The 22,173-nt window shown below is 60.3% G+C and carries 17 protein-coding genes and 4 tRNA genes; 14 read left to right on the top strand and 7 right to left on the bottom strand.

The window, feature by feature from the left end; genetic code table 11:
- Positions 1-74: 74 nt before the first annotated feature.
- Positions 75-929, bottom strand: coding sequence for a bifunctional methylenetetrahydrofolate dehydrogenase/methenyltetrahydrofolate cyclohydrolase FolD (gene folD / locus ACO77H_RS11190; RefSeq protein ID WP_432755456.1), 855 nt, complete (start codon positions 927-929; stop codon positions 75-77).
- Positions 930-1,209: 280 nt separating this feature from the next.
- On the opposite strand from folD, the gene ACO77H_RS11195 reads away from it, so the two are divergent.
- The 10 genes from ACO77H_RS11195 (at position 1,210) to ACO77H_RS11240 (ending at position 10,606) form a co-directional block, all read left to right on the top strand.
- A tRNA-Arg gene (locus ACO77H_RS11195) sits at positions 1,210-1,286 on the top strand.
- Between the two features lie 32 nt (positions 1,287-1,318).
- Positions 1,319-1,394: transfer RNA gene (locus ACO77H_RS11200), tRNA-His, on the top strand.
- Positions 1,395-1,452: 58 nt separating this feature from the next.
- Positions 1,453-1,537 (top strand) — tRNA-Leu (locus ACO77H_RS11205).
- Positions 1,538-1,614: 77 nt separating this feature from the next.
- A tRNA-His gene (locus ACO77H_RS11210) sits at positions 1,615-1,690 on the top strand.
- A gap of 401 nt (positions 1,691-2,091) precedes the next feature.
- On the top strand, positions 2,092-3,402 hold the full coding sequence (gene tig / locus ACO77H_RS11215; protein WP_029298423.1) for a trigger factor: 1,311 nt from the start codon (positions 2,092-2,094) through the stop codon (positions 3,400-3,402).
- 92 nt (positions 3,403-3,494) lie between these two features.
- Entirely contained in the window at positions 3,495-4,130 is a 636-nt protein-coding gene (gene clpP, locus ACO77H_RS11220; protein WP_029298421.1) for an ATP-dependent Clp endopeptidase proteolytic subunit ClpP, read from the top strand.
- A gap of 112 nt (positions 4,131-4,242) precedes the next feature.
- Complete coding sequence (gene clpX / locus ACO77H_RS11225) at positions 4,243-5,526, top strand: ATP-dependent Clp protease ATP-binding subunit ClpX (RefSeq protein WP_029298419.1); 1,284 nt, start codon at positions 4,243-4,245, stop codon at positions 5,524-5,526.
- Between the two features lie 160 nt (positions 5,527-5,686).
- Complete coding sequence (lon, locus tag ACO77H_RS11230) at positions 5,687-8,083, top strand: endopeptidase La (RefSeq protein ID WP_169954402.1); 2,397 nt, start codon at positions 5,687-5,689, stop codon at positions 8,081-8,083.
- Positions 8,084-8,231: 148 nt separating this feature from the next.
- Positions 8,232-8,504 (top strand): HU family DNA-binding protein, encoded by a 273-nt coding sequence (locus tag ACO77H_RS11235; RefSeq protein WP_003174819.1) that lies wholly within the window; start codon positions 8,232-8,234, stop codon positions 8,502-8,504.
- A gap of 230 nt (positions 8,505-8,734) precedes the next feature.
- A complete protein-coding gene (locus ACO77H_RS11240) occupies positions 8,735-10,606 on the top strand; it encodes a SurA N-terminal domain-containing protein (RefSeq protein ID WP_432755457.1) in 1,872 nt (623 codons plus the stop codon).
- Between the two features lie 63 nt (positions 10,607-10,669).
- Here ACO77H_RS11240 and ACO77H_RS11245 read toward each other — a convergent pair whose 3' ends face one another.
- The gene (locus ACO77H_RS11245; protein ID WP_432755458.1) at positions 10,670-11,845 is read right to left on the bottom strand and encodes an MFS transporter; all 1,176 of its coding nucleotides are present in this window, start codon (positions 11,843-11,845) and stop codon (positions 10,670-10,672) included.
- Between the two features lie 126 nt (positions 11,846-11,971).
- Here ACO77H_RS11245 and ACO77H_RS11250 point away from each other — a divergent pair, with 126 nt between their 5' ends.
- Entirely contained in the window at positions 11,972-12,916 is a 945-nt protein-coding gene (locus tag ACO77H_RS11250; protein WP_432755459.1) for a LysR family transcriptional regulator, read from the top strand.
- Between the two features lie 44 nt (positions 12,917-12,960).
- Positions 12,961-13,749: a DUF2242 domain-containing protein gene (locus ACO77H_RS11255; RefSeq protein ID WP_169954398.1), complete on the top strand. Its 789-nt coding sequence runs from the start codon at positions 12,961-12,963 to the stop codon at positions 13,747-13,749.
- A 268-nt stretch (positions 13,750-14,017) separates the two neighbouring features.
- Here the strand turns inward: ACO77H_RS11255 and ACO77H_RS11260 are convergent, their stop codons facing one another.
- A complete protein-coding gene (locus tag ACO77H_RS11260) occupies positions 14,018-15,058 on the bottom strand; it encodes an AraC family transcriptional regulator (protein ID WP_169954397.1) in 1,041 nt (346 codons plus the stop codon).
- Between the two features lie 4 nt (positions 15,059-15,062).
- On the bottom strand, positions 15,063-16,193 hold the full coding sequence (locus tag ACO77H_RS11265; protein WP_169954396.1) for a carbon-nitrogen hydrolase family protein: 1,131 nt from the start codon (positions 16,191-16,193) through the stop codon (positions 15,063-15,065).
- A gap of 211 nt (positions 16,194-16,404) precedes the next feature.
- On the opposite strand from ACO77H_RS11265, the gene ACO77H_RS11270 reads away from it, so the two are divergent.
- Together ACO77H_RS11270 and ACO77H_RS11275 are read left to right on the top strand one after the other, a co-directional pair.
- On the top strand, positions 16,405-18,444 hold the full coding sequence (locus ACO77H_RS11270) for an NADPH-dependent 2,4-dienoyl-CoA reductase (protein ID WP_169954395.1): 2,040 nt from the start codon (positions 16,405-16,407) through the stop codon (positions 18,442-18,444).
- 57 nt (positions 18,445-18,501) lie between these two features.
- Positions 18,502-19,392, top strand: coding sequence for a 1-aminocyclopropane-1-carboxylate deaminase/D-cysteine desulfhydrase (locus ACO77H_RS11275; RefSeq protein ID WP_432755460.1), 891 nt, complete (start codon positions 18,502-18,504; stop codon positions 19,390-19,392).
- On the opposite strand, the gene ACO77H_RS11280 is transcribed toward ACO77H_RS11275, so the two are convergent.
- The 3 genes from ACO77H_RS11280 to ACO77H_RS11290 form a co-directional block, all read right to left on the bottom strand.
- Positions 19,389-19,934: a cytochrome b gene (locus ACO77H_RS11280; RefSeq protein WP_099169023.1), complete on the bottom strand. Its 546-nt coding sequence runs from the start codon at positions 19,932-19,934 to the stop codon at positions 19,389-19,391. The genes ACO77H_RS11275 and ACO77H_RS11280 overlap by 4 nt on opposite strands.
- 114 nt (positions 19,935-20,048) lie before the next feature.
- A complete protein-coding gene (gene phnX, locus ACO77H_RS11285) occupies positions 20,049-20,876 on the bottom strand; it encodes a phosphonoacetaldehyde hydrolase (protein ID WP_169954393.1) in 828 nt (275 codons plus the stop codon).
- A 78-nt stretch (positions 20,877-20,954) separates the two neighbouring features.
- Positions 20,955-22,064, bottom strand: coding sequence for a 2-aminoethylphosphonate--pyruvate transaminase (locus ACO77H_RS11290; protein WP_172314155.1), 1,110 nt, complete (start codon positions 22,062-22,064; stop codon positions 20,955-20,957).
- Positions 22,065-22,173: the final 109 nt, after the last annotated feature.

A 22,173-nucleotide genomic window follows, 5' to 3' on the forward strand; every position in this document is an offset into this window, starting at 1 on the left:
AAGAAAAAACGACTTTTTTTGCGGGCAATAAAAAGCCCCGCCATAAGGCAGGGCTTCTTTAGTGCGGCGGGTTATTAGCTGTGCAGCATTTCGGCCGCGTACAGAGTGTTTTCCAGAAGGCACGCACGGGTCATCGGGCCTACGCCACCCGGCACCGGAGTAATCCAGCCGGCACGGGGCAGGGCGGTTTCATACACCACGTCGCCCACCAGCTTGCCGTCTTCCTGGCGGTTGATGCCGACGTCGATCACGATGGCGCCTTCCTTGATCCACTCGCCCTTGACCAGGCCCGGCTTGCCGGCGGCGACCACTACCAGGTCGGCACGGCCGACGTGGCCTGCCAGGTCCTTGGTGAAGCGGTGGGTGACGGTCACGGTGCAGCCGGCCAGCAGCAGTTCCATGGCCATCGGGCGGCCAACAATGTTGGAAGCGCCAACGACCACCGCGTCCAGCCCATACAGGTCCACGCCGGTGCTTTCCAGCAGGGTCATGATGCCTTTTGGCGTGCAGGGGCGTAGCAGGGGGATACGCTGGGCCAGGCGACCGACGTTATAAGGATGGAAACCGTCGACGTCCTTGTCGGGGCGGATGCGCTCCAGCAGCAGGGAGGCATCCAGATGCTCCGGCAGCGGCAATTGCAGCAGGATGCCGTCGATGTTCGGATCGTCGTTGAGGCCGTCGATCAGGTCGGTCAGTGCCTGTTGGGTGGTGTCGGAAGGCAAGTCGTAGGCCTTGGAAACAAAGCCGACCTCTTCACAGTCTTTACGCTTGTGCGAGACATAAACCTGGGAGGCAGGATCGCTGCCGACCAGGATCACCGCGAGCCCCGGCGTGCGCAGGCCAAGCTTGCGACGTTCGGCGACACGTTTGGCGATCTGCTGGCGCAGGCTGGCGGCGATTGATTTGCCGTCGATAAGTTGTGCAGTCATTACGCGTGATTAACCATCGAGAGGGGGAGGAAAAGTGCGCGCATTCTCGCACGCCAGGACGTGAGGGCAAAGGCGCTTGGTCTGCAAATTCCCCTAACCCCTTAAATAAAATGAATTTTTTTCAAAAAAGATTTGACGGCCCCTGGGGGCGTCTATACTATTCGTCGCACTTGTCGGGCACAGCCTAGCACTGGTTAAGAAGGTCGAGCGCAATAGTGGTTTTATTGTGTGAGGCTGGAAGCATTTAGTTTGTAGTCCTCCAAGAGTACAGATTAATCAGGCGCCCGTAGCTCAGCTGGATAGAGCATCCGCCTTCTAAGCGGATGGTCGCAGGTTCGAGTCCTGCCGGGTGCGCCATTAGGCAGCTTTGGCACAAGTAGCGCAAGATGGTGGGCGTAGCTCAGTTGGTAGAGCACGGGATTGTGACTCCCGTTGTCGAGGGTTCGATCCCCTTCGTCCACCCCATATTTCAAAAGGCGCCAGATTTAACGGTCTGGCGCCTTTGTTTTAAAAGCTTCAAGCCGCGGATGTGGTGGAATTGGTAGACACACTGGATTTAGGTTCCAGCGCCGCGAGGCGTAAGAGTTCGAGTCTCTTCATCCGCACCAAATACAGCGTCACCCTTGCCATGGGCTGGGTTGGTGCTTAACAGAGAAGGCGATTGGCTTCTTTGTCACGCAATATGGTGGGCGTAGCTCAGTTGGTAGAGCACGGGATTGTGACTCCCGTTGTCGAGGGTTCGATCCCCTTCGTCCACCCCATATTCCGAAAGGCGCCAGATTTAACAGTCTGGCGCCTTTTTTGTTTTAGCGGTTTACGTATTCGGCGACTGCAGGTTCTGGGTCGCAGGGGTGGGCGTTTCGTCGTATTTTTGTTTCTCGATGATGCCGTACTACCCGCCGGCCTTGTGCGCAAGGTTGGCAGCCAGGGAGATGGTTGGCAGCTTCTTCTATATATAGAAGGGTTGGTACAGAGCCCTGGCGTGATTGGCTGTATTTGTCACTGGGGCGAGGAGCATTCGTGCATTCGTACCTGTAAAATGCCTGCTGTTTTTTAACCCGTTTTCAGTAGGGTGACTTCTTGAGTTTGACCCACTAGAATGCATGCCCTTGATTCTTGGGTCGGAAACGGCCGGCTAACGTCTGTGCAACGAGGAATATCCATGCAAGTTTCTGTTGAAAATACTACTGCTATCGAGCGCCGCATGAGCATCACCGTGCCGGCAGAGCGCATCGAGACTGCGGTCAACAAGCGTCTGCAGCAGACTGCCCAGAAGGCCAAGATCGCTGGTTTCCGTCCAGGCAAAGTGCCGATGAGCGAAATCAAGCGCCGCTTTGGTGCTGACGCGCGTCAAGATGCCGTAGGTGACGTGATCCAGGCTTCCTTCTACGAAGCTGTTGTCGAGCAAAAGCTGAACCCGGCTGGTTCGCCTTCCATCGAGCCTAAGTCCTTGGAAGCTGGCAAGGACCTTGAATACGTTGCCGTATTCGAAGTGTTCCCAGAGTTCACCGTCGCTGGCTTCGAAGGTATCGAAATCGAGCGCCTGAGCGCCGAAGTGGCTGATGCCGACCTGGACAACATGCTGGAAATCCTGCGCAAGCAGAACACCCGTTTTGAAGTGGCCGATCGCGCTGCCCAGAACGAAGACCAGCTGAACATCGATTTCGTAGGCAAGGTTGACGGCGAAGTCTTCGCTGGCGGCTCAGCCAAAGGCACCCAGTTGGTACTGGGTTCCAATCGCATGATCCCGGGTTTCGAAGACGGTCTGGTTGGCGCTAAAGCCGGTGAAGAGCGTGTTCTGAACCTGACTTTCCCTGCTGACTACCAGAACCTGGATCTGGCTGGCAAAGCCGCCGAGTTCACCGTGACTGTCAACAGTGTTTCCGAGCCTAAGCTGCCAGAACTGAACGAAGAGTTCTTCGCCCAGTTCGGCATCAAGGAAACCGGTATCGAAGGTTTCCGCGCCGAAGTTCGCAAGAACATGGAGCGTGAGCTGCGCCAGGCCATCAAGTCCAAGGTCAAGAACCAGGTCATGGACGGTCTGCTGGCCGCCAACCCGATCGAAGTGCCTAAGGCTCTGCTGTCCAACGAAGTGGACCGCCTGCGCGTACAAGCTGTTCAGCAGTTTGGTGGCAACATCAAGCCTGACCAACTGCCGGCCGAGCTGTTCGAAGAGCAAGCCAAGCGCCGCGTCGTGCTGGGCCTGATCGTGGCTGAAGTGGTCAAGCAGTTCGACCTCAAGCCTGACGAAGACCGCGTTCGCGAAATGATCCAGGAAATGGCTTCGGCCTACCAGGAGCCTGAGCAGGTCGTGGCTTGGTACTACAAGAATGACCAGCAGTTGAACGAAGTCCGTTCGGTTGTGCTGGAAGAACAAGTTGTGGATACTGTTCTGCAGAAGGCTAAGGTGACCGACAAAGCGGTCTCTTACGAAGAAGCAGTCAAGCCGGCAGAAGCAGCACAAGCCGACTGATTGTCCAACTCGTTTGAAAATACACCCATAAGCCAGCCTCGCGCTGGCTTATGCGTATTCAAGACATGACTATTTGGGAGTAACTGCAGAGCATGTTCCGTAATTCGTATATTCAGCAGAACTCTGATATCCAGGCCGCAGGCGGCCTGGTCCCGATGGTTGTCGAGCAATCTGCTCGTGGCGAACGCGCCTACGACATCTACTCGCGCCTGCTCAAGGAGCGAGTGATCTTTCTGGTTGGTCCGGTAGAGGACTACATGGCCAACCTGATCTGTGCGCAACTGCTGTTCCTTGAAGCGGAAAACCCGGACAAGGACATCCATCTCTACATCAACTCCCCAGGCGGTTCGGTGACGGCGGGCATGTCGATCTACGACACCATGCAGTTCATCAAGCCGAACGTATCCACCACATGCATTGGCCAGGCCTGCAGCATGGGTGCATTCCTGCTGACCGCAGGTGCTGAAGGCAAGCGTTTCTGCCTGCCTAACTCGCGCGTGATGATTCACCAGCCACTGGGCGGTTTCCAGGGCCAGGCGTCGGACATCGAAATCCACGCCAAGGAAATCCTGTTTATCCGTGAGCGTCTCAATACGCTGATGGCCAAGCACAGCGGGCACACCCTGGAAGAAATCGAGCGCGATACCAACCGCGACAACTTCATGAGTGCCGAGGCCGCGCGTGAATACGGGCTGATCGACGCCGTGATCGACAAGCGCCCCGCTTAATATAAGCCGCTCAAAATAGGGCTGGTCGGCATGTCCGACCACCGGCGGGCTTGAAAAAGCCCGCATAAGCCTTCATCTTGTGTTGCAAGCCTATCGGATTTGGATCGAACGAATGACTGACACCCGCAACGGCGAGGACAACGGCAAGCTGCTCTATTGCTCCTTCTGTGGCAAAAGCCAGCATGAAGTGCGCAAATTGATTGCCGGCCCCTCGGTCTTTATCTGCGACGAGTGCGTCGACCTGTGCAATGACATCATCCGTGAGGAGGTGCAGGAGGCACAGGCCGAAAGCAGCGCGCATAAATTGCCTTCGCCTAAAGAAATCAGCGGCATCCTTGATCAGTACGTGATTGGTCAAGAGCGTGCAAAGAAGGTTCTGGCCGTAGCGGTGTACAACCACTACAAGCGCTTGAACCAGCGTGACAAGAAAGGTGACGAGGTCGAACTCGGCAAGAGCAACATCCTGCTGATCGGTCCTACAGGCTCGGGTAAAACCCTGCTTGCAGAAACCCTCGCTCGCCTGCTGAACGTTCCGTTCACCATCGCCGACGCCACCACCCTCACCGAGGCTGGCTACGTGGGTGAAGATGTCGAGAACATCATTCAGAAACTGCTGCAGAAGTGCGATTACGACGTAGAGAAGGCCCAGATGGGTATTGTCTATATCGATGAAATCGACAAGATTTCGCGCAAGTCCGACAACCCGTCGATCACCCGGGATGTTTCCGGTGAAGGCGTGCAGCAAGCCCTGCTGAAGTTGATTGAAGGCACGGTCGCTTCCGTACCGCCCCAAGGCGGCCGCAAGCACCCGCAGCAGGAATTCCTGCAGGTTGATACGCGTAACATCCTGTTTATCTGTGGCGGTGCGTTCTCCGGCCTGGAAAAGGTTATTCAAAACCGCTCCACCCGTGGCGGCATCGGTTTCAGTGCAGAAGTGCGCAGCAAGGAAGAAGGCAAGAAGGTGGGCGAGTCCCTGCGTGAAGTCGAGCCTGACGATCTGGTCAAATTCGGTCTGATCCCGGAATTCGTTGGCCGTCTGCCGGTCCTGGCTACGCTGGACGAACTGGACGAGGCTGCTCTGATTCAGATCCTCACCGAGCCGAAAAACGCCCTGACCAAGCAATACGCCAAGCTGTTCGAAATGGAAGGTGTAGACCTCGAGTTCCGTGCCGATGCGCTCAAATCGGTGGCCAAGCGGGCACTGGAGCGCAAGACTGGCGCACGTGGCCTGCGCTCGATTCTCGAAGGCGTACTGCTCGACACCATGTACGAAATCCCCTCGCAGTCCGAGGTGAGTAAAGTGGTGATCGACGAAAGCGTTATAGAAGGTAAGTCCAAGCCACTGTATATCTACGAAAACAGTGAGCCGGCTGCCAAGGCTGCGCCAGACGCGTAAGCGTTTCGCAGTTTCGGTACAAACAAGGGGCCTCTAGGGGCCCCTTTGTTTTTCATAGGGATTTTTACTGTGTGTAACTGCCAGCATTGAGCTTGTTTTTTTTACACGCAGCCCCCATCTTGGTTTCAAGCTTACTTTCATCTGTCATAGAGGCGAAATCATGAAGACAACCATTGAATTGCCTCTCTTGCCATTGCGTGATGTGGTTGTGTATCCGCACATGGTTATCCCGCTGTTCGTGGGGCGCGAGAAGTCTATCGAAGCCCTCGAGGCCGCGATGACGGGCGACAAGCAGATCCTGCTGTTGGCCCAGAGAAATCCGGCTGACGACGATCCAGGCGAAGACGCCCTGTATCGCGTCGGCACCATTGCCACCGTTCTGCAATTGCTCAAGCTGCCGGATGGCACCGTCAAGGTGCTGGTCGAGGGTGAGCAGCGCGGTGCGGTCGAGCGCTTCATGGAGGTGGACGGCCACCTGCGTGCAGAAGTGGCGTTGATCGACGAAGTCGATGCGCCTGAGCGCGAATCCGAAGTGTTTGTACGCAGCCTGCTGTCCCAGTTCGAGCAATATGTGCAACTGGGCAAGAAAGTCCCGGCTGAAGTCCTGTCCTCCCTCAACAGCATTGATGAGCCAAGCCGCCTGGTCGACACCATGGCCGCGCACATGGCGCTGAAGATCGAGCAGAAGCAAGACATCCTCGAAATCATCGACCTGTCGACCCGGGTCGAGCATGTCCTGGCCCTGCTGGATGCCGAGATCGATCTGCTGCAGGTCGAGAAGCGCATTCGCGGTCGCGTCAAGAAACAAATGGAGCGCAGCCAGCGCGAGTACTACCTGAACGAGCAGATGAAGGCCATTCAGAAAGAGCTCGGCGACAGCGAGGAAGGTCACAACGAAATCGAAGAGCTGAAAAAGCGCATCGATGCCGCAGGCCTGCCAAAAGATGCGTTGACCAAAGCCACCGCCGAGTTGAACAAACTCAAGCAAATGTCGCCGATGTCGGCCGAAGCCACCGTGGTTCGTTCCTACATCGACTGGCTGGTGCAGGTGCCGTGGAAAGCCCAGACCAAGGTGCGCCTGGACCTGGCGCGTGCCGAAGATATCCTCGACGCCGATCACTACGGCCTGGAGGAGGTCAAGGAGCGCATCCTCGAATACCTCGCCGTGCAAAAGCGCGTGAAGAAGATTCGTGGCCCGGTGTTGTGCCTGGTCGGTCCTCCGGGCGTGGGTAAAACCTCGCTGGCCGAGTCGATTGCCAACGCCACCAACCGAAAATTCGTACGCATGGCCCTCGGTGGCGTGCGTGATGAAGCGGAAATCCGTGGACATCGCCGGACTTACATCGGTTCGATGCCGGGAAGATTGATTCAAAAGATGACAAAGGTTGGCGTGCGCAATCCGCTGTTCCTGCTCGATGAAATCGACAAAATGGGCAGCGACATGCGGGGCGATCCTGCATCAGCCTTGCTCGAAGTGCTCGACCCCGAGCAGAACCACAATTTCAACGACCATTACCTGGAAGTCGACTACGACCTGTCCGACGTAATGTTCCTGTGCACCTCCAACTCGATGAACATCCCGCCAGCCCTGCTGGACCGGATGGAGGTGATTCGTCTGCCGGGTTACACCGAAGACGAGAAGATCAATATCGCCGTCAAGTACCTCGCGCCCAAGCAGATTGCGGCCAACGGGTTGAAGAAGGGCGAGATCGAATTTGATGTCGAGTCGATCCGCGACATCATTCGCTACTACACCCGCGAGGCCGGCGTACGGGGCCTTGAGCGTCAATTGGCGAAGATCTGCCGTAAGGCAGTCAAAGAACATGCCCTGGAAAAACGCTTCTCCGTGAAGGTTACGGCCGATGCGCTGGAGCACTTCCTGGGTGTGCGCAAATTCCGCTATGGCCTGGCCGAGCAGCAGGATCAGGTCGGGCAGGTGACTGGTCTGGCGTGGACCCAGGTGGGCGGCGAATTGCTGACCATCGAGGCCGCGGTGATCCCGGGCAAGGGGCAACTGATCAAGACCGGTTCCCTGGGTGACGTGATGGTCGAGTCCATCACGGCCGCGCAGACCGTGGTGCGCAGCCGCGCCCGCAGCCTGGGGATCCCCCTGGACTTCCACGAGAAGCACGACACCCACATCCATATGCCGGAAGGGGCGACCCCCAAAGACGGCCCTAGCGCTGGCGTAGGCATGTGCACGGCCCTGGTATCGGCCCTGACCGGCATCCCCGTGCGCGCCGATGTGGCCATGACCGGGGAAATCACCCTGCGTGGTCAGGTACTGGCCATTGGTGGCCTGAAGGAAAAACTGCTGGCTGCACACCGTGGTGGTATCAAGACGGTGATCATTCCTGAAGAGAATGTTCGCGACTTGAAGGAAATTCCTGACAATATTAAGCAGGATCTGCAGATTAAACCGGTTAAATGGATTGACGAGGTCCTGCAAATTGCGCTGCAATACGCGCCGGAGCCCTTGCCGGATGTGGCTCCCGAGATAGTCGCGAAGGACGAAAAACGCGAGACTGACTCTAAGGAAAGAATTAGCACGCATTAATACGTTTAAGCTTGGTGGCTTCCTTGACAGCTTTTTAGAGCCCTTGTTATAAAGCGGCTCTTATAAGTGCCTGTAGGCCATTCAGCACTGGTTTTTGCTTTCACCAAAAAACTTAGAATCATACTCAATAGATATAAGGGGACTTAGAGTGAACAAGTCGGAACTGATTGATGCTATCGCCGCATCTGCTGATATCCCGAAAGCCGCTGCTGGCCGTGCGCTGGACGCAGTAATCGAATCCGTCACTGGCGCTCTCAAGGCCGGCGACTCCGTGGTACTGGTAGGTTTCGGTACTTTCTCTGTGACCGATCGTCCAGCCCGCACTGGCCGTAACCCACAGACTGGCAAAGCACTGCAAATCGCTGCTGCCAAGAAACCAGGTTTCAAAGCCGGTAAAGCCCTGAAAGAAGCCGTCAACTAAGCTTCGTTCAAGCCTTTGCCTATCCGGGCTGGACGCAGGTCTGGCCTGGCAGCGGAGCGGCAACTGACCTGAGTATCCATTGGGTCGCGACGCCGGGGGGCGGGTTCAACACCCGTCCGTTCCGCCAGTTACGAGAAGGCGCATCCTCGGATGCGCCTTTCTTCTATCCGGATTCTACCCACGCTCCACGGTTGCCTAATTTTTGAAGTTCAACCGTTTCTGGGGGACGCATGCTGCAGAATATCAGGGACAATTCACAAGGCTGGATTGCCAAGACCATTATCGGGCTCATCGTTGTATTGATGGCCTTCACCGGTATCGAGGCCATTTTCCAGGCCACGACCAACAGCCAGGACGCGGCCAAGGTCAATGGTGAAGAAATCACTCAAAACGAGCTGAGCCAGGCCGTCGACATGCAACGTCGGCAGCTTATGCAACAACTGGGCAAGGACTTCGACGCGTCCTTGCTGGATGAAAAAATGCTGCGCGAGGCGGCCCTCAAAGGCCTGATCGATCGCAAGCTGCTGCTGCAAGGCGCGGCCGATTCGAAGTTCTCCTTCTCGGAAGCTGCACTGGATCAAGTGATCCTGCAGACCCCGGAGTTTCAGGAAGACGGCAAGTTCAGCGCTGAACGCTTCGATCAGGTGATCCGTCAACTGGGCTACAGCCGTATGCAGTTCCGGCAGATGCTGACCCAGGAAATGCTGATCGGCCAACTGCGCGCAGGCATTGCCGGCAGCGGTTTTGTCACCGACCAGGAAGTGCTGAACTTTGCGCGTCTGGAAAAACAGACCCGTGATTTCGCCACCGTCAGCATCAAGGCCGACCCGGCAGCCGTGAAACTCACCGACGACGAGGTCAAGGCTTACTACGACCAACACGCCAAAGAGTTCATGACTCCGGACCAGGTCGTCATCGACTACCTGGAGCTGAAGAAGTCTTCGTTCTTTGACCAGGTAGCGGTCAAGGACGATGAGCTGCAGGCCCTGTACGAGAAAGAAACCGCCAACCTCGCTGAACAGCGTCGTGCCGCGCACATTCTGATCGAAGTCAACGACAAGGTCACCGAGGCCCAGGCCAAGGCCAAGATCGAGGAAGTCCAGGCGCGCCTGGCCAAGGGCGAAAGCTTCGAGGCCCTGGCCAAGGAGTTCTCCCAGGATCCGGGTTCGGCCAACAGCGGCGGCGACCTGGGTTTTGCAGGCCCTGGCGTCTACGATCCTGAGTTCGAAAGCGCCCTGTACGCCTTGAACAAGGACCAGGTCTCGGCACCGGTACGTTCCAGCTTCGGCTGGCACCTGATCAAGCTGCTGGGTGTTGAAGCGCCAGAAGTGCCTTCGTTCGCCAGCCTGAAAGACAAGCTGACCCGCGAGCTGAAGACCCAGCAAGTGGAGCAGCGCTTCGTCGAGGCAACCAAGCAACTGGAAGATGCGGCATTCGAAGCCTCCGACCTGGCCCAGCCAGCTTCGGACCTGAAGCTGACCGTACACACTTCGGCGCCGTTTGGCCGTGAAGGTGGCGAAGGCATCGCGGCCAACCGTGCTGTGATCCAGGCGGCTTTCAGCCCTGAAGTGCTGGATGAGGGTGCCAACAGCACCGCCATCGAGCTGGATCCGGAAACCATCGTGGTCCTGCGCGCCAAGGAGCACCGCAAGCCGGAGCAACTGCCGCTGGAAAGCGTGGCGACCGCCATCCGTGCCCATTTGACCAAGGAGCGTGCAAGCGCTGCGGCGAAGACCCATGCTGACGAGCTGATCGCTAACCTGCGCGACGGCAAGCTGGCATTGGACCAGGCGGTTGATGGCCAGGCCTGGAAAGTCACCGAAGCTGCTACCCGTGGCCAGGAAGGCGTCGAGCCTGCCGTGCTGCAAGCGCTGTTCCGCATGGCCAAGCCGGCGGCGAAGGACAAACCGACCTTCACCGACGTGACCCTGCCGGATGGCAGCTTGATGATCCTGCGCTTGAACAACGTCAACGAAGGCGCTGCGCCAACCGATGAAGAGAAGGAGCAATATCGTCGCTTCCTCGCTTCGCGGGTCGGTCAGCAGGACTTCGCCGCGTTCCGCAAGGAGCTGGAAACCAAGGCTGACATCAAGCGGTTCTGATGTAGTAATACCGTTTCAAAAAAACACCCCGGCCTGAAACCGGGGTCTTTTTTTGCCTGTTTGTCAGGTGCGGCGAGGCTGCAGGGTGCTGATCAATGCCAGCGTAGCCAAGGCGGCAACGACCCAGGGAAACCACATGACGCCCCATCCCTGAAGCAGTACGCCGCCCAGCAGCCCACCGCCGGCAATCCCCAGGTTCCACACCGTCACCAGCATCGACTGGGCTGCATCCGCCGAGTCACCGGCCGATTTGGCCAGCGCGGTTTGCAGCAAGGCAGGCAAGCCGCCAAATGCCAGGCCCCAGATGGCGACTGACAGGTAGACGACCTCGGTAGAGGCGATCCACAGCCCCAGGGCCAATGCTGCAGCGGCAAACAGGGTGCAGCTGCTCACCAGTAGGACCTGCAGCAGGCGGTCAATCAACAGGCCGACGATCCAGATCCCCATCAGCGCGGCCAGGCCAAATACCAGCAACACCCGGTCGATGTCGGCGGTAAGCCCGGCGGGCGCCAGAAACGGCGCGATATAGGTGTACAGAATGTTATGCGCCAGCACGTAGGTAAAGGTCACCCACAGCACCGGTCGCACCCCCGGCAAACGCAGGACCTGGCGCAAGCCCAGGCGCTGTTGCGCACGTTGCCCGGCAAAGTCCGGCACCTGCCAGCGTACCCACGCCAGTAGCAGCACTGTCAGCCCGGTCATGATCGCAAAGCTCAAGCGCCAACCCACTGCAGTGCCCAGAAACGTTCCGGCAGGCACTCCAAGGGATAACGCCAGGGGCGCGCCCAGCATTGCCACGGCAATCGCCCGGCCCTGTAGGTGCGGGGCCACCATGCGGCTGGCATATCCTGCCAGCAGTGCCCAGAGCAAGCCCGCGAACACCCCGGCCAACAGCCGTGCGACCAGGGTCAGCCAATACACGCTTGATAGTGCCGTGACACTGTTGACTAGCGCGAAGCCACCAATGGCTAGCATCAGCAAGGGGCGGCGGCGCCAGCCACGGGTGGCGATGGTCAGGGGGATGGCGGCCAGCAACGAGCCGAGGGCATACAGCGTGACGAGCTGGCCGACCAGCGCCTCGCTTACCCCGAGGCCGGCGCTCATCTGGGGCAGCAGACCTGCGGGCATCGCCTCGGTGAGGATGGTGATGAAGCCGGCGGTGGCCAGCGCCAGCAAGCCCGCCATGGGCAGGCGTTCGCGCTCGCTGGGCAGGCATTGCGGTGTACTGCAGTCATTCATGTGGCTCGGCTCCGTATTCAAGGCATCAGGACATCGGGGCAGAGTAGGGGGCTGAACCACTTGGAAAAATGGGCTAAGGTTCCGAACTTATCGGACGTTTATGTCCGCAATTCGCAGGAAGTGACAATGGACAGTCTGGGCAGTATGTCGGTGTTTGTGCAGGTCGCGGAGACCCGCAGCTTTACCCAGGCCGGTCGGCTGCTGGGGGTGTCGTCCTCGGCTGTGGGCAAAAGCATTGCGCGCATGGAGCAGCGTCTGGGGGTGCGGCTGTTCCATCGCAGTACCCGCAGTATCACGCTGACGGCCGAGGGCGCGCTGTTTCTCGAGCGTTCACGGCGGATCCTGGCCGAGGTTGAAGCGGCCGAGCAGGAGTTGACTGAAGCAGCGACCACCCCCCGTGGCAAATTACGCATCAGTTTGCCCCAGGTCAGGGGCCTGTTGATGCCGGTGCTGACCGAGTTTATGCGGTCCTATCCAGAGATTGAGCTGGACGTGGATTTTTCCGACCGCATGGTGGATGTGATCGAGGAAGGCTTCGACGCTGTGGTGCGCACCGGCAAGCCCGAGGACTCGCGGCTGTCGGCGCGGCTGCTGGGGCACTATCGGTTGGTGCTGGTGGGAGCGCCGCAGTACTTCGCCTTACACGGCGTACCGGCCTGTCCTACGGACCTCAACCATCATGCCTGCCTACGTCACAAGTTTTGCGCCACCGGCAAGCTGGAGAGCTGGCCCCTGCGCCATTTACCGGGCGAACCCGAACCGGTGCTGCGTGCACCGTTGGTCAGCACGACCATCGAGTCGCTAAAGCACGTAGTGCACGAAGGCCTTGGGATCGCCTGCCTGCCGGACTTCATGGTCCGCGAATCCGTCGAGCAGGGCCGCCTGCAGCGGGTGCTGGACGATTACCTGGAGCACAGTGGCAGCTTCTGGATGCTCTGGCCGTCGAGCCGACATGCCTCGGCCAAACTGCGGGTGTTTATCGATCATATGAGCGCCAGGCTTTTTCCTGCACCGCGTGTCGAGCCGGCTGGTGACGTTTTATCGACAGGAATCCGCGCGCGCAGCCGGTGATCTGTTGCACAATACCGCCCTGACCGTTTTCCTCAGGATGATCAATGTCAACTTCATTTCACTTGCGTGGCCTCGCGCTCGCGCTGGTGCTGGCAGGCGCCACGGGCTGCTCGTCGCCCAAGACCGCTATTTACGAACATGAGAACTTCGACGACTCCGGTACGTTTTCGCGCAATTACCCGGTCAGCGATATCGCGGCCTGCGAAGCGGCACGCCGGGCGTTGCTCAGCCAGGGCTACATCATCACCAGCAGCGACCCGAAGCTGGTGAGCGGTAACAAAAGTTTCCAGCAGACCGGTGAGACCCATCTACAGATCAGTTTCAACGTGGTGTGTGCCGAAGATGGCAGCGGCGAGCATCATGCCACCATGTTTGCCAACGCCCTGCAGGATCGCTACGCGCTGAAGAAAGTCAACAACTCCGCCAGCCTGGGGGTGGGCGTGCTCGGTTCGGTGTCGATGCCGATCGGCTCCACCGACGACTCCATGGTCAAGGTGGCCAGCGAGACGGTCACCTCGCCCAAGTTCTATGACCGCTACTTTTCCCTGGTGGATGTGTTCCTGCCCCAGGAAGTGAAAGCCGCCGAGCACATTCCCGAAGCGCCCAAGGCCGATCTCGGCGTACCGGAACCCAAGCCCGCGCCGGCGGTGGATAAGGTAGAAGCGCCGAAAGAAGTGCCGCCGGTACCTGTCGCGCCAGCGGTCTCGGAACCGCTTGCACCGCCGGTAGAGGCCATGCCCATTACCCCGCAAACTCCAGCAGAAGTGCCGACTACGCCTGTGCTGCCGGCACCGACAGAGGTGATTCCACCGCTGCCGGCCACCGGCGAGTAATTACGCGCGGGCCGAGAGGGTCAAGTTTGATGTATTAAATCCGTTGCCCGTCGCTACGTTTAATCTTGGAGCGCAGGAATGTCATGACCCTGTCTTTTTTTCGTCACCACGGTACTTTAGGCTGGTGATGCAGGTCACTTGAACAACCTGCTTTGATGACACAAGGAGTCGACGATGGACGATTATCAAGAAGAGCTGCTGGAATACCAGGCCTTTGAACTGGACCCTTCGCACCCGGCCGACGACGCCACCGAGCTGTAGGCAGGCGTCAGGCGGAATGCCGCTGACTGCGGCGAAATTCCCCTGGGGTCTGGCTGTTCCAGCGCTTGAAGGCCCGTTGAAAGGCCTCCGCTGAGGCAAAACCGAGCAAGTAGGCAATTTCCCCAAACGCCAGTTCCGTGTCGCGAATGTAGGTCATGGCCAGGTCGCGGCGGGTGTCGTTGAGAATCGCGCGAAACTGCGTGCCTTCCTCGGCCAGTTTGCGGCGCAAGGTCCAGGTTGGCAGCTTCAGGCGTGCCGCCACTTCTTCCAGGTCGGGTTCCCGGCCGCCATTGAGCATCGGCCCCAGCAAACGAATGATGCGCTCGCGCAGGCTGCGGGTGCGGGTCAGTTGTTCCAACTCCCGTTCACACAATTGCACCAGCAAGTGCCAGGTACTTGGGCAGTGCTGCGGGTTGCGCAGGCCCAGGCTGTACTGGCTCAGCCGCAGTTGGTTGAGCTCGGCGCCGAACTGCACCGGGCACTCGCCCAGCACGCTGTAGCTGGCGCTGTAGTCCGGTGCGGCGAATTCGATTTCGATGCGCTCGGCCAGCACCGGCTGCTGGCACAAGTTTGCCATCTGATGCAGCCAGCCGGCCAGAATCGAGTCCACCACGAAGCGGTTATAAGCGTTGTACGGGCTGATGGAATAGAAGCGCAGCCAAGCGCCCTGGGCGTCTTCATGAAAGCTCGACTGGCCACGATAGTTGGCGCCGTACAAGGCTTCGAAGCGCGTCAGGGTGCGTGCCGCTTCGCGCACGTTGGGCGCCTGGGCGGCGGTGACGCCGGCCAGGCCAAGTTGATTCATACGGCTCAACTGGCCCATGCGCAGGCCCAGGCCGGGGTCGCCGGTCAGTTGGATGGCCGCATGGCCCAGGCGCATATAGCGCGGGATCGACAGGCGCGCGCCGGGTTCACTCAAGCGCGCCGGGTCCAGGCCGTATTGCAACAGCAACGGCTGCGGGTCCAGGCCATGGCTGAGGATGGCGTCGGCCAGGGTGTGCACGATGCCCACCGATAAGTCCCCGAGGCGCATCGGTGCCGGCTTCATGGAGTTACAGCCACACGTTCAGCAGGCGCGCACCACGTGCGTTGCCGTCGGCGAAGACTTGACCGTTGGCACTGAGAAAGCTCTGGCCGCTGGTGCCCTGGTCCCAGAACTGCCCGCGCATGAATACGCTCATGCCGGCACCGGCCAGGCTGATGGGGGCCTGGCTGATCAGGCTCAGGCGATGCCAGGCTTCGCCTTCACTGAGCTCTTCGGGCTTGAGGCTGACTTCCGGGGGAGTGGACACACTTTTGAAGCCGCGCCATGGCTTGTCCCAGGTGTCTCGGCCAATCACCAGTGCCGGCACGGCCACCAGCTGCGCGCCTTGTTCGTTGAGCTTGCGGTAGTTGTCGGGGTACCAACTGTCGCTGCCGATCAGGATGCCCAGGCGCCCGGCCGGGGTGTCGATCACGCTGACCGCGTTTTCGTCGCCCGGGGCGATAAAACCGCGCTCATCGAAAATCGGGTAGAGCTGGCGCTGGGGTTGGCCCAGCGGCAGGCCATCGCGGTCGAACACCAGGCTGGTGTTGTACAGCGCGCCATGGCCGACCTGCAGTTGACCCTGGCTGATACTGGGGTTGGGCAGGGCGATGGAGCCGGCAACCAGGGTCACCCCGAACTCCTTGGCCAGGCCACCAAACAGCACCTGGTAATCGCGGGCCATGGCCGGCGCCTTCATGCGCAGGTAGGCATCGTCCAGGCGGTTATCGCCCTGGGCGCTGATCAATGCGCGCAGGAACAGCAAAGGGTTGCTCGCCGACAGCCAGTTCATCGCCTCCTTGAAGTTAGTCGCCTGATACAGCTCGTTTTTTTCGCCACTGACCATCAGCCAGGTGCCGACATGTTCGGGCAGGACCACGATGGTTTTATCGTTGAGCAGGCCCAGTTCCTGGGCATTGCGTAGGTAGGCCGAGAGCTTGAGGTGCAAGCGTTCCAGGCTCTGGTAGTCAGCGGGGAACAGCTCCGGCTGGATGCCCAGCAGGTTGCCGTGATCGGCGGGAGTGCCCTCGTTTACCGCCAGGTTGATCCGCAGGTCCGACAGGTAATGCCCCACGGGGCGCTCCTGGGTCCAGACCAGATAGGCGGAAACGGCGGCGACCAGGGCCATGGTGAGGGTCAAAGCAAGTAATTTACGCATGGGGGAACAGACAACAGGCCGTGTGCAGGGTTCGCCCCTAGGGTAGGGCGCGTCGCCACGCTTGCCAAGGGGCGTTGCACATTTGGATCAATAAGTTGTCAGTTTCAGTCATTGAGCGCTAACGGCGTGGCTCTTAGTCTGTGGAACATAAACCGATGGCCGGCCATTCGAGCCTGTCACGTCCCGTGATGATCCGTTGTGGAGCTGTACCATGACCGCTGCTGCCTACCCGCACCTGCTGGCCCCGTTGGACCTGGGTTTTACCACCTTGCGCAATCGCACCCTGATGGGTTCGATGCACACCGGCCTTGAAGAAAAACCTGGCGGCTTCGAGCGCATGGCGGCGTATTTTGCCGAGCGCGCCCGTGGCGGCGTGGGCCTGATGGTCACCGGCGGTATTGGCCCGAACGATGAAGGCGGGGTGTACTCCGGGGCAGCCAAGCTGACCACCGAAGCCGAGGCGCTCAAGCACAAGATCGTCACCCAGGCCGTGCACGAGGCCGGTGGCAAGATCTGCATGCAGATCCTCCACGCGGGGCGTTATGCCTACAGCCCCAAGCAGGTCGCCCCCAGCGCGATCCAGGCGCCGATCAACCCGTTCAAGCCCAAGGAGCTGGACGAGGAAGGCATCGAGAAGCAGATCAGCGACTTTGTCACCTGCTCGGTATTGGCCCAGGTCGCCGAGTACGACGGCGTCGAAATCATGGGGTCCGAAGGTTATTTCATTAACCAGTTCCTCGCCGCCCACACCAACCACCGCACCGACCGCTGGGGCGGCGCCTACGAAAACCGCATGCGCCTGCCGGTGGAAATCGTGCGCCGGGTGCGCGAAGCCGTGGGGCCGAATTTCATCATCATCTTCCGCCTGTCGATGCTCGACCTGGTGGAAGGCGGCAGCACCTGGGAAGAAATCGTCCAGTTGGCCAAGGCCATCGAACAGGCGGGCGCGACGATTATCAATACCGGTATCGGCTGGCACGAAGCGCGCATCCCGACCATCGCCACCAAGGTGCCGCGCGGTGCGTTCAGTAAAGTCACGGCCAAGCTGCGTGGCGCGGTGCAGATCCCGTTGATCACCACCAACCGTATCAACACCCCGGAAGTGGCCGAGCAGATCCTCGCCGAGGGCGATGCCGACATGGTGTCCATGGCCCGGCCGTTCCTCGCCGACCCGGAGTTCGTCAACAAGGCCGCCGCTGGGCGCGCCGATGAGATCAATACCTGCATCGGCTGCAACCAGGCCTGCCTGGACCACACCTTCGGCGGCAAGTTGACCACCTGCCTGGTCAACCCGCGCGCCTGCTACGAGACCGAGCTCAATTACCTGCCGGTCCAGCAGATCAAGAAAATCGCCGTAGTCGGCGCCGGCCCAGCCGGACTGGCCGCTGCCACCGTGGCGGCGGAGCGCGGGCACCAGGTGACCCTGTTCGATTCGGCCAGCGAGATCGGCGGCCAGTTCAACGTGGCCAAGCGCGTGCCGGGCAAGGAAGAGTTTTTTGAAACCCTGCGGTACTTCAAGCGCAAGCTGCAGACCACCCATGTCGAGCTGTGCCTCAACACCCGGGTGGATGTGGCGCAACTGGTGGCCGGCGGTTATGACGAGATCATCCTCGCCACCGGTATTGCGCCGCGTACCCCGGCGATTCCTGGCGTGGAAAACCCCAAGGTGCTCAGCTACCTGGACGTGCTCCTGCAGCGCAAGCCGGTGGGCAAGCGCGTTGCCGTGATCGGCGCCGGTGGTATCGGCTTTGACGTGTCGGAGTTCCTCGTGCACCAGGGCGTGTCCACCAGCCTGGACCGCGAAGCGTTCTGGAAGGAGTGGGGCATCGACACCCTATTGCAGGCCCGCGGCGGCGTGGCCGGGATCAAACCCCAGCCCCACGCTCCGGCGCGCGAGGTTTACCTGTTGCAGCGCAAGGCTTCCAAGGTTGGCGACGGCCTGGGCAAGACCACCGGCTGGATCCACCGTACCGGCCTGAAGAACAAGCAGGTGCAGATGCTCAATAGCGTTGAATACCTGAAGATCGACGATGAGGGCCTGCATATCCGTATTGGTGCCGAGGGCGAGCCGCAAGTGCTGGCGGTGGACAACATTGTGATCTGCGCCGGCCAGGACCCGCTGCGCGAACTGCAGGACGGCCTGGTCGCCGCTGGCCAGAACGTGCACCTGATCGGCGGTGCCGACGTGGCCGCCGAGCTGGATGCCAAGCGCGCCATCAACCAGGGCTCGCGCCTGGCCGCCGAGTTGTAAGGGCCGCGCAGGGGCGGTGTTAGACTACCGCCCCTTTTTTCATGCAGACATGCCCTGATGGGTCCTTTCGATTGGCTTCCCCACGCGCCCCTTGAACCCTTGCAGTTGGATTGGCTGAACGGGGTCGAGGTGGCCGTGCTGCGCCTGGACCGCATCGACCCGCTGATCAGCGGCAACAAGTGGTTCAAGCTCACCGGGCACCTGGCCCAGGCGCGACAGGCGGGTGCCAGCGGCATCATCAGCCTGGGCGGCGCCTACTCCAACCATCTGCATGCCCTGGCGGCGGCCGGCAAACGCTTCGGTTTTGCCACCGTCGGCCTGTTGCGCGGGCACCCGCAAGACACCCCGACGGTCCTCGACCTGCAAGCCTTCGGCATGCAACTGCACTGGCTGGGCTACGGCGGTTACCGTGCGCGTCATGCGCCGGACTTCTGGTTGCCCTGGCGCGAGCGGTATCCGCACCTTCATCCCGTACCTGAGGGCGGCGGCGCCATGACCGGGGCGTTGGGCTGTGGCGTGTTGGTCGAGCAGGTGCGCAGGCAGTTGCCCGCCCTGGGGTGGGCCGACTACGACGCCTGGTGGCTGGCAGCCGGCACCGGTACCACCCTGGCGGGTTTGGTGCTGGCGGAGGCGGGCGCGCATCCTGTTTACGGGGCCATGGCGGTGCCGGATGACCACGGTGTCGTGCAGAACGTGCGGGCCATCGTGCAGGGCGGGTATGAACTGTTGAACGCCAGTCGTGGCGGTTTTGCGAAAGTCGACCCGCCATTGCTGGCCTTCATCGACGCCACGCAGCAGGCCAGTGGCTTGCCCCTGGAGCCGCTCTATACCGGCAAGGCGCTGCTGGCGCTCAAGCAGCAGATCGAGGCCGGGCGCTTTGCCCCCGGCACTCGCCTGGTCTTTGTGCACACCGGCGGCTTGCAGGGCCGCCGGGGTTTTGTGGATTAACGCTTGGGCAACATGCGCAACACGGTGTTATCCCGCATGAAGTAGTGGTGGTACAGACCCGCCGCCGCATGCAGGCCGATCAGCCAGTAGCCGATGGTGCCGCCCAATACGTGCCAGCCTTCGATCTGCTTGGCCAGGTCCTTGTTTTCACCGATCAGCGGTGGCAACTCGATCCCGTAGAACCACACCGAATGCCCTTCGGCACTGACAATCAGCCAGCCAAAGATCGGCATGCCGATCATGAACACATACAACGCCACGTGCATCAAGGTCGCCAGTAGCGCTTGCCATTGCGGCGGCGCGGGCAAAATCTTCGGCGCCACGCCAAGGCTGCGGGCAAACAGGCGCAGCCAGACCAGTACGAATACGGTCAGGCCGAACATGAAGTGCAGTTCCTTGATTAACGTGCGTCCGCCACTGCCTTTGGGGAAAATCCCGCGAAATTCAATGGTGACGTAGACCGCCACCAGCAGCACTAGCATCAGCCAGTGCAAGGCGATGGACATCGTACTGTAACGGGACTCGCTGTTTTTCCACGGCATCGCGTCTTTCCTCACTCATCAGGGGCAAACCTCCGTTCTTTGGCGACGGAGTCCCTAAAGCCTAAACCTGTTATGCAAGGTTTGCCCGAGTGAGGGGCGATGTATTGATCTCGATCAGGCGCTTTGCGGCATTTCACCACGTGCCAGGCGCTGATTGATGTCGGCGATCACGCCGGGCAGGTCGGTGATCGTGTCGATCAGGTAGTGCGGGCGCGAGCCGGCGAACATCGTTTCGATACGCTTGCGTTCGCTGGCCAGGGTCGCCGGGTCCAGGGCGCGGAACTGCTCGTAGGTCAGGCCCAGGGCGTTGCCCGAGCAGGTCAGCGCCACGGTCCACATCCCGGCGCGGCGGCCTTCGAGGATGCCCGGCACGGTGTCGTCGATCTTCACGCAGGCCGCCACGTCATCAATACCCAGGGCGATCACGTTGGCCAGGGCCTGGGCCGGCCATGGGCGGCCATTGGGCACTTCGTCGGTGGCGACGACATGGTCGGCGATGTAGCCGTTGGTAGCCGCCAGTTCGACCACCTTGTCCATCACTTGCTTGGGGTAGCCGGAGCAGGAGCCGATCTTGATCCCTTGCGCACGCAGCGCGGCGATGGTCTCCAGGGCGCCGGGAATCAGCGCCGAGTGTTCGGCGATCTTCTCGATCTGCAACGGCATGAAGCGCTCGTAGATGGCGGTCACGTCATCATCGGTCGGCGTGCGGCCGAAGGCCTTGCGATAGCGCTCGGCCACTTGCGGCTGATCACACAGGGTGCGGATGTGGTCCCACTTGCCCATGCCCATCGGGCCACGGGCTTCTTCGATGGAAACCTGCACGTCGAACTCGGCAAACGCCTCGACAAAAATCTGCGTGGGGGCAAACGAGCCAAAGTCGACCACGGTACCGGCCCAATCAAGGATGGCGGCCTGCAGGGTGTTGGGGTTCTGATAGTTCATGGTTCAAATCCTGTAAATAATGTGTAGGAACCGGCTTGCCGGCGATAGCGGCCCTGAAGGCCCCATCGCCGAAGGGAGTCAGATTTCGAGCACTTCCATCTCTTGCAGCGCCTGGGCAATCGCCGCCACCGCCGCTTGCATCTCGGCCTGGTTGACGTGACCGATGCAGCCCACGCGGAAGGTTTCTACCTGGGTCAATTTGCCCGGATACAGAATGAAACCCTTGGCCTTGACCCGCTCGTAGAAGTCCTTGAACTGGTAGCGCGGATCGTTTGGCGCGTGGAAGGTGACGATGATCGGCGCCTGGATCGCGGCCGGCAGGAAGCTGCGCAGGCCGAGGTCGGCCATGCCGTCCAGCAGCGTCTGGCAGTTGGCGGCATAGCGCTGGTGACGGGCTGGCAGGCCGCCTTCTTCGTTGTATTGCAGCAGCGCTTCATGCAGGGCGGCTACCACGTGGGTCGGCGGGGTAAAGCGCCATTGCCCGGTCTTGGCCATGTAGGCGTGCTGGTCGAACAAATCCATGGCCAGGGAATGGCTGTTGCCCTGGGCGGCGGCCAGTGCGTCTTTTTTGGCAAAGACAAAGCCCATGCCGGGCACGCCTTCCAGGCATTTGCCGGAGGCAGCGATCAGGGCGTCAAACGGCACTTGGGCGGCGTCGATGGGCAGCGCGCCAAAGGAGCTCATGGCGTCGATGATCAGGCGCTTGCCATGGCGCTGGATGACCTGGGCGATCTCCGGCAGCGGGTTGAGGATGCCAGTGCTGGTTTCGCAGTGGATCAGCGCGATATGGGTGATGCTGCTGTCAGCCTGCAACAGGCGGTCCACATCGGCGGCGGTGGTGGGCTGGTCCTCAGCGGTCTCGAAGGTGCTGAACGGGCGGCCCAGCACTTCGCAGATCTTCGCCAGGCGCTTGCCGTAGGCGCCGTTGATCAGCACCAGCACTTTGCCATCGCGGGGCACCAGGGTACCGATGGCGGCTTCGACGGCGAACGTGCCGCTGCCCTGCAAGGGCACGCAGTGATGGCTGTCGCCACCGTTAATGATCACCAGCAGTTGCTCGCAGAGGCTGGCGGTCAGTTGGTTGAAGCGGTCATCCCACGAACCCCAGTCAACCATCATCGCCTGGCGGGTGCGGGCAGAGGTGGTCAGGGGCCCAGGTGTGAGCAGGATCGGCGCGGCAGTACTCATTCTCATGTCCTCGCAAAGCAGTGGGATGACGCTACGGGACATAAATTGCAGTTTGGCTTGTCATCAATCAAATTGTTTGTTGTTATGCCAGCCATCAGTGAGGCCGATA

It is taken from the genome of Pseudomonas sp. WMBT8 (genome assembly GCF_050916005.1).
Lineage (GTDB): Bacteria > Pseudomonadota > Gammaproteobacteria > Pseudomonadales > Pseudomonadaceae > Aquipseudomonas.

Excerpts from the sequence above, each read along its gene's own strand:
- folD (WP_432755456.1), bottom strand. The coding sequence starts at position 929 with ATGACTGCACAACTTATCGACGGCAAATCAATCGCCGCCAGCCTGCGC.
- ACO77H_RS11275 (WP_432755460.1), top strand. The coding sequence starts at position 18,502 with ATGGGTCCTTTCGATTGGCTTCCCCACGCGCCCCTTGAACCCTTGCAG.
- ACO77H_RS11280 (WP_099169023.1), bottom strand. The coding sequence starts at position 19,934 with ATGCCGTGGAAAAACAGCGAGTCCCGTTACAGTACGATGTCCATCGCC.
- ACO77H_RS11250 (WP_432755459.1), top strand. The coding sequence starts at position 11,972 with ATGGACAGTCTGGGCAGTATGTCGGTGTTTGTGCAGGTCGCGGAGACC.
- lon (WP_169954402.1), top strand. The coding sequence starts at position 5,687 with ATGAAGACAACCATTGAATTGCCTCTCTTGCCATTGCGTGATGTGGTT.
- tig (WP_029298423.1), top strand. The coding sequence starts at position 2,092 with ATGCAAGTTTCTGTTGAAAATACTACTGCTATCGAGCGCCGCATGAGC.
- phnX (WP_169954393.1), bottom strand. The coding sequence starts at position 20,876 with ATGAACTATCAGAACCCCAACACCCTGCAGGCCGCCATCCTTGATTGG.
- ACO77H_RS11260 (WP_169954397.1), bottom strand. The coding sequence starts at position 15,058 with ATGAAGCCGGCACCGATGCGCCTCGGGGACTTATCGGTGGGCATCGTG.
- ACO77H_RS11240 (WP_432755457.1), top strand. The coding sequence starts at position 8,735 with ATGCTGCAGAATATCAGGGACAATTCACAAGGCTGGATTGCCAAGACC.
- ACO77H_RS11265 (WP_169954396.1), bottom strand. The coding sequence starts at position 16,193 with ATGCGTAAATTACTTGCTTTGACCCTCACCATGGCCCTGGTCGCCGCC.
- clpX (WP_029298419.1), top strand. The coding sequence starts at position 4,243 with ATGACTGACACCCGCAACGGCGAGGACAACGGCAAGCTGCTCTATTGC.
- ACO77H_RS11290 (WP_172314155.1), bottom strand. The coding sequence starts at position 22,064 with ATGAGTACTGCCGCGCCGATCCTGCTCACACCTGGGCCCCTGACCACC.
- ACO77H_RS11255 (WP_169954398.1), top strand. The coding sequence starts at position 12,961 with ATGTCAACTTCATTTCACTTGCGTGGCCTCGCGCTCGCGCTGGTGCTG.
- clpP (WP_029298421.1), top strand. The coding sequence starts at position 3,495 with ATGTTCCGTAATTCGTATATTCAGCAGAACTCTGATATCCAGGCCGCA.
- ACO77H_RS11245 (WP_432755458.1), bottom strand. The coding sequence starts at position 11,845 with ATGAATGACTGCAGTACACCGCAATGCCTGCCCAGCGAGCGCGAACGC.
- ACO77H_RS11270 (WP_169954395.1), top strand. The coding sequence starts at position 16,405 with ATGACCGCTGCTGCCTACCCGCACCTGCTGGCCCCGTTGGACCTGGGT.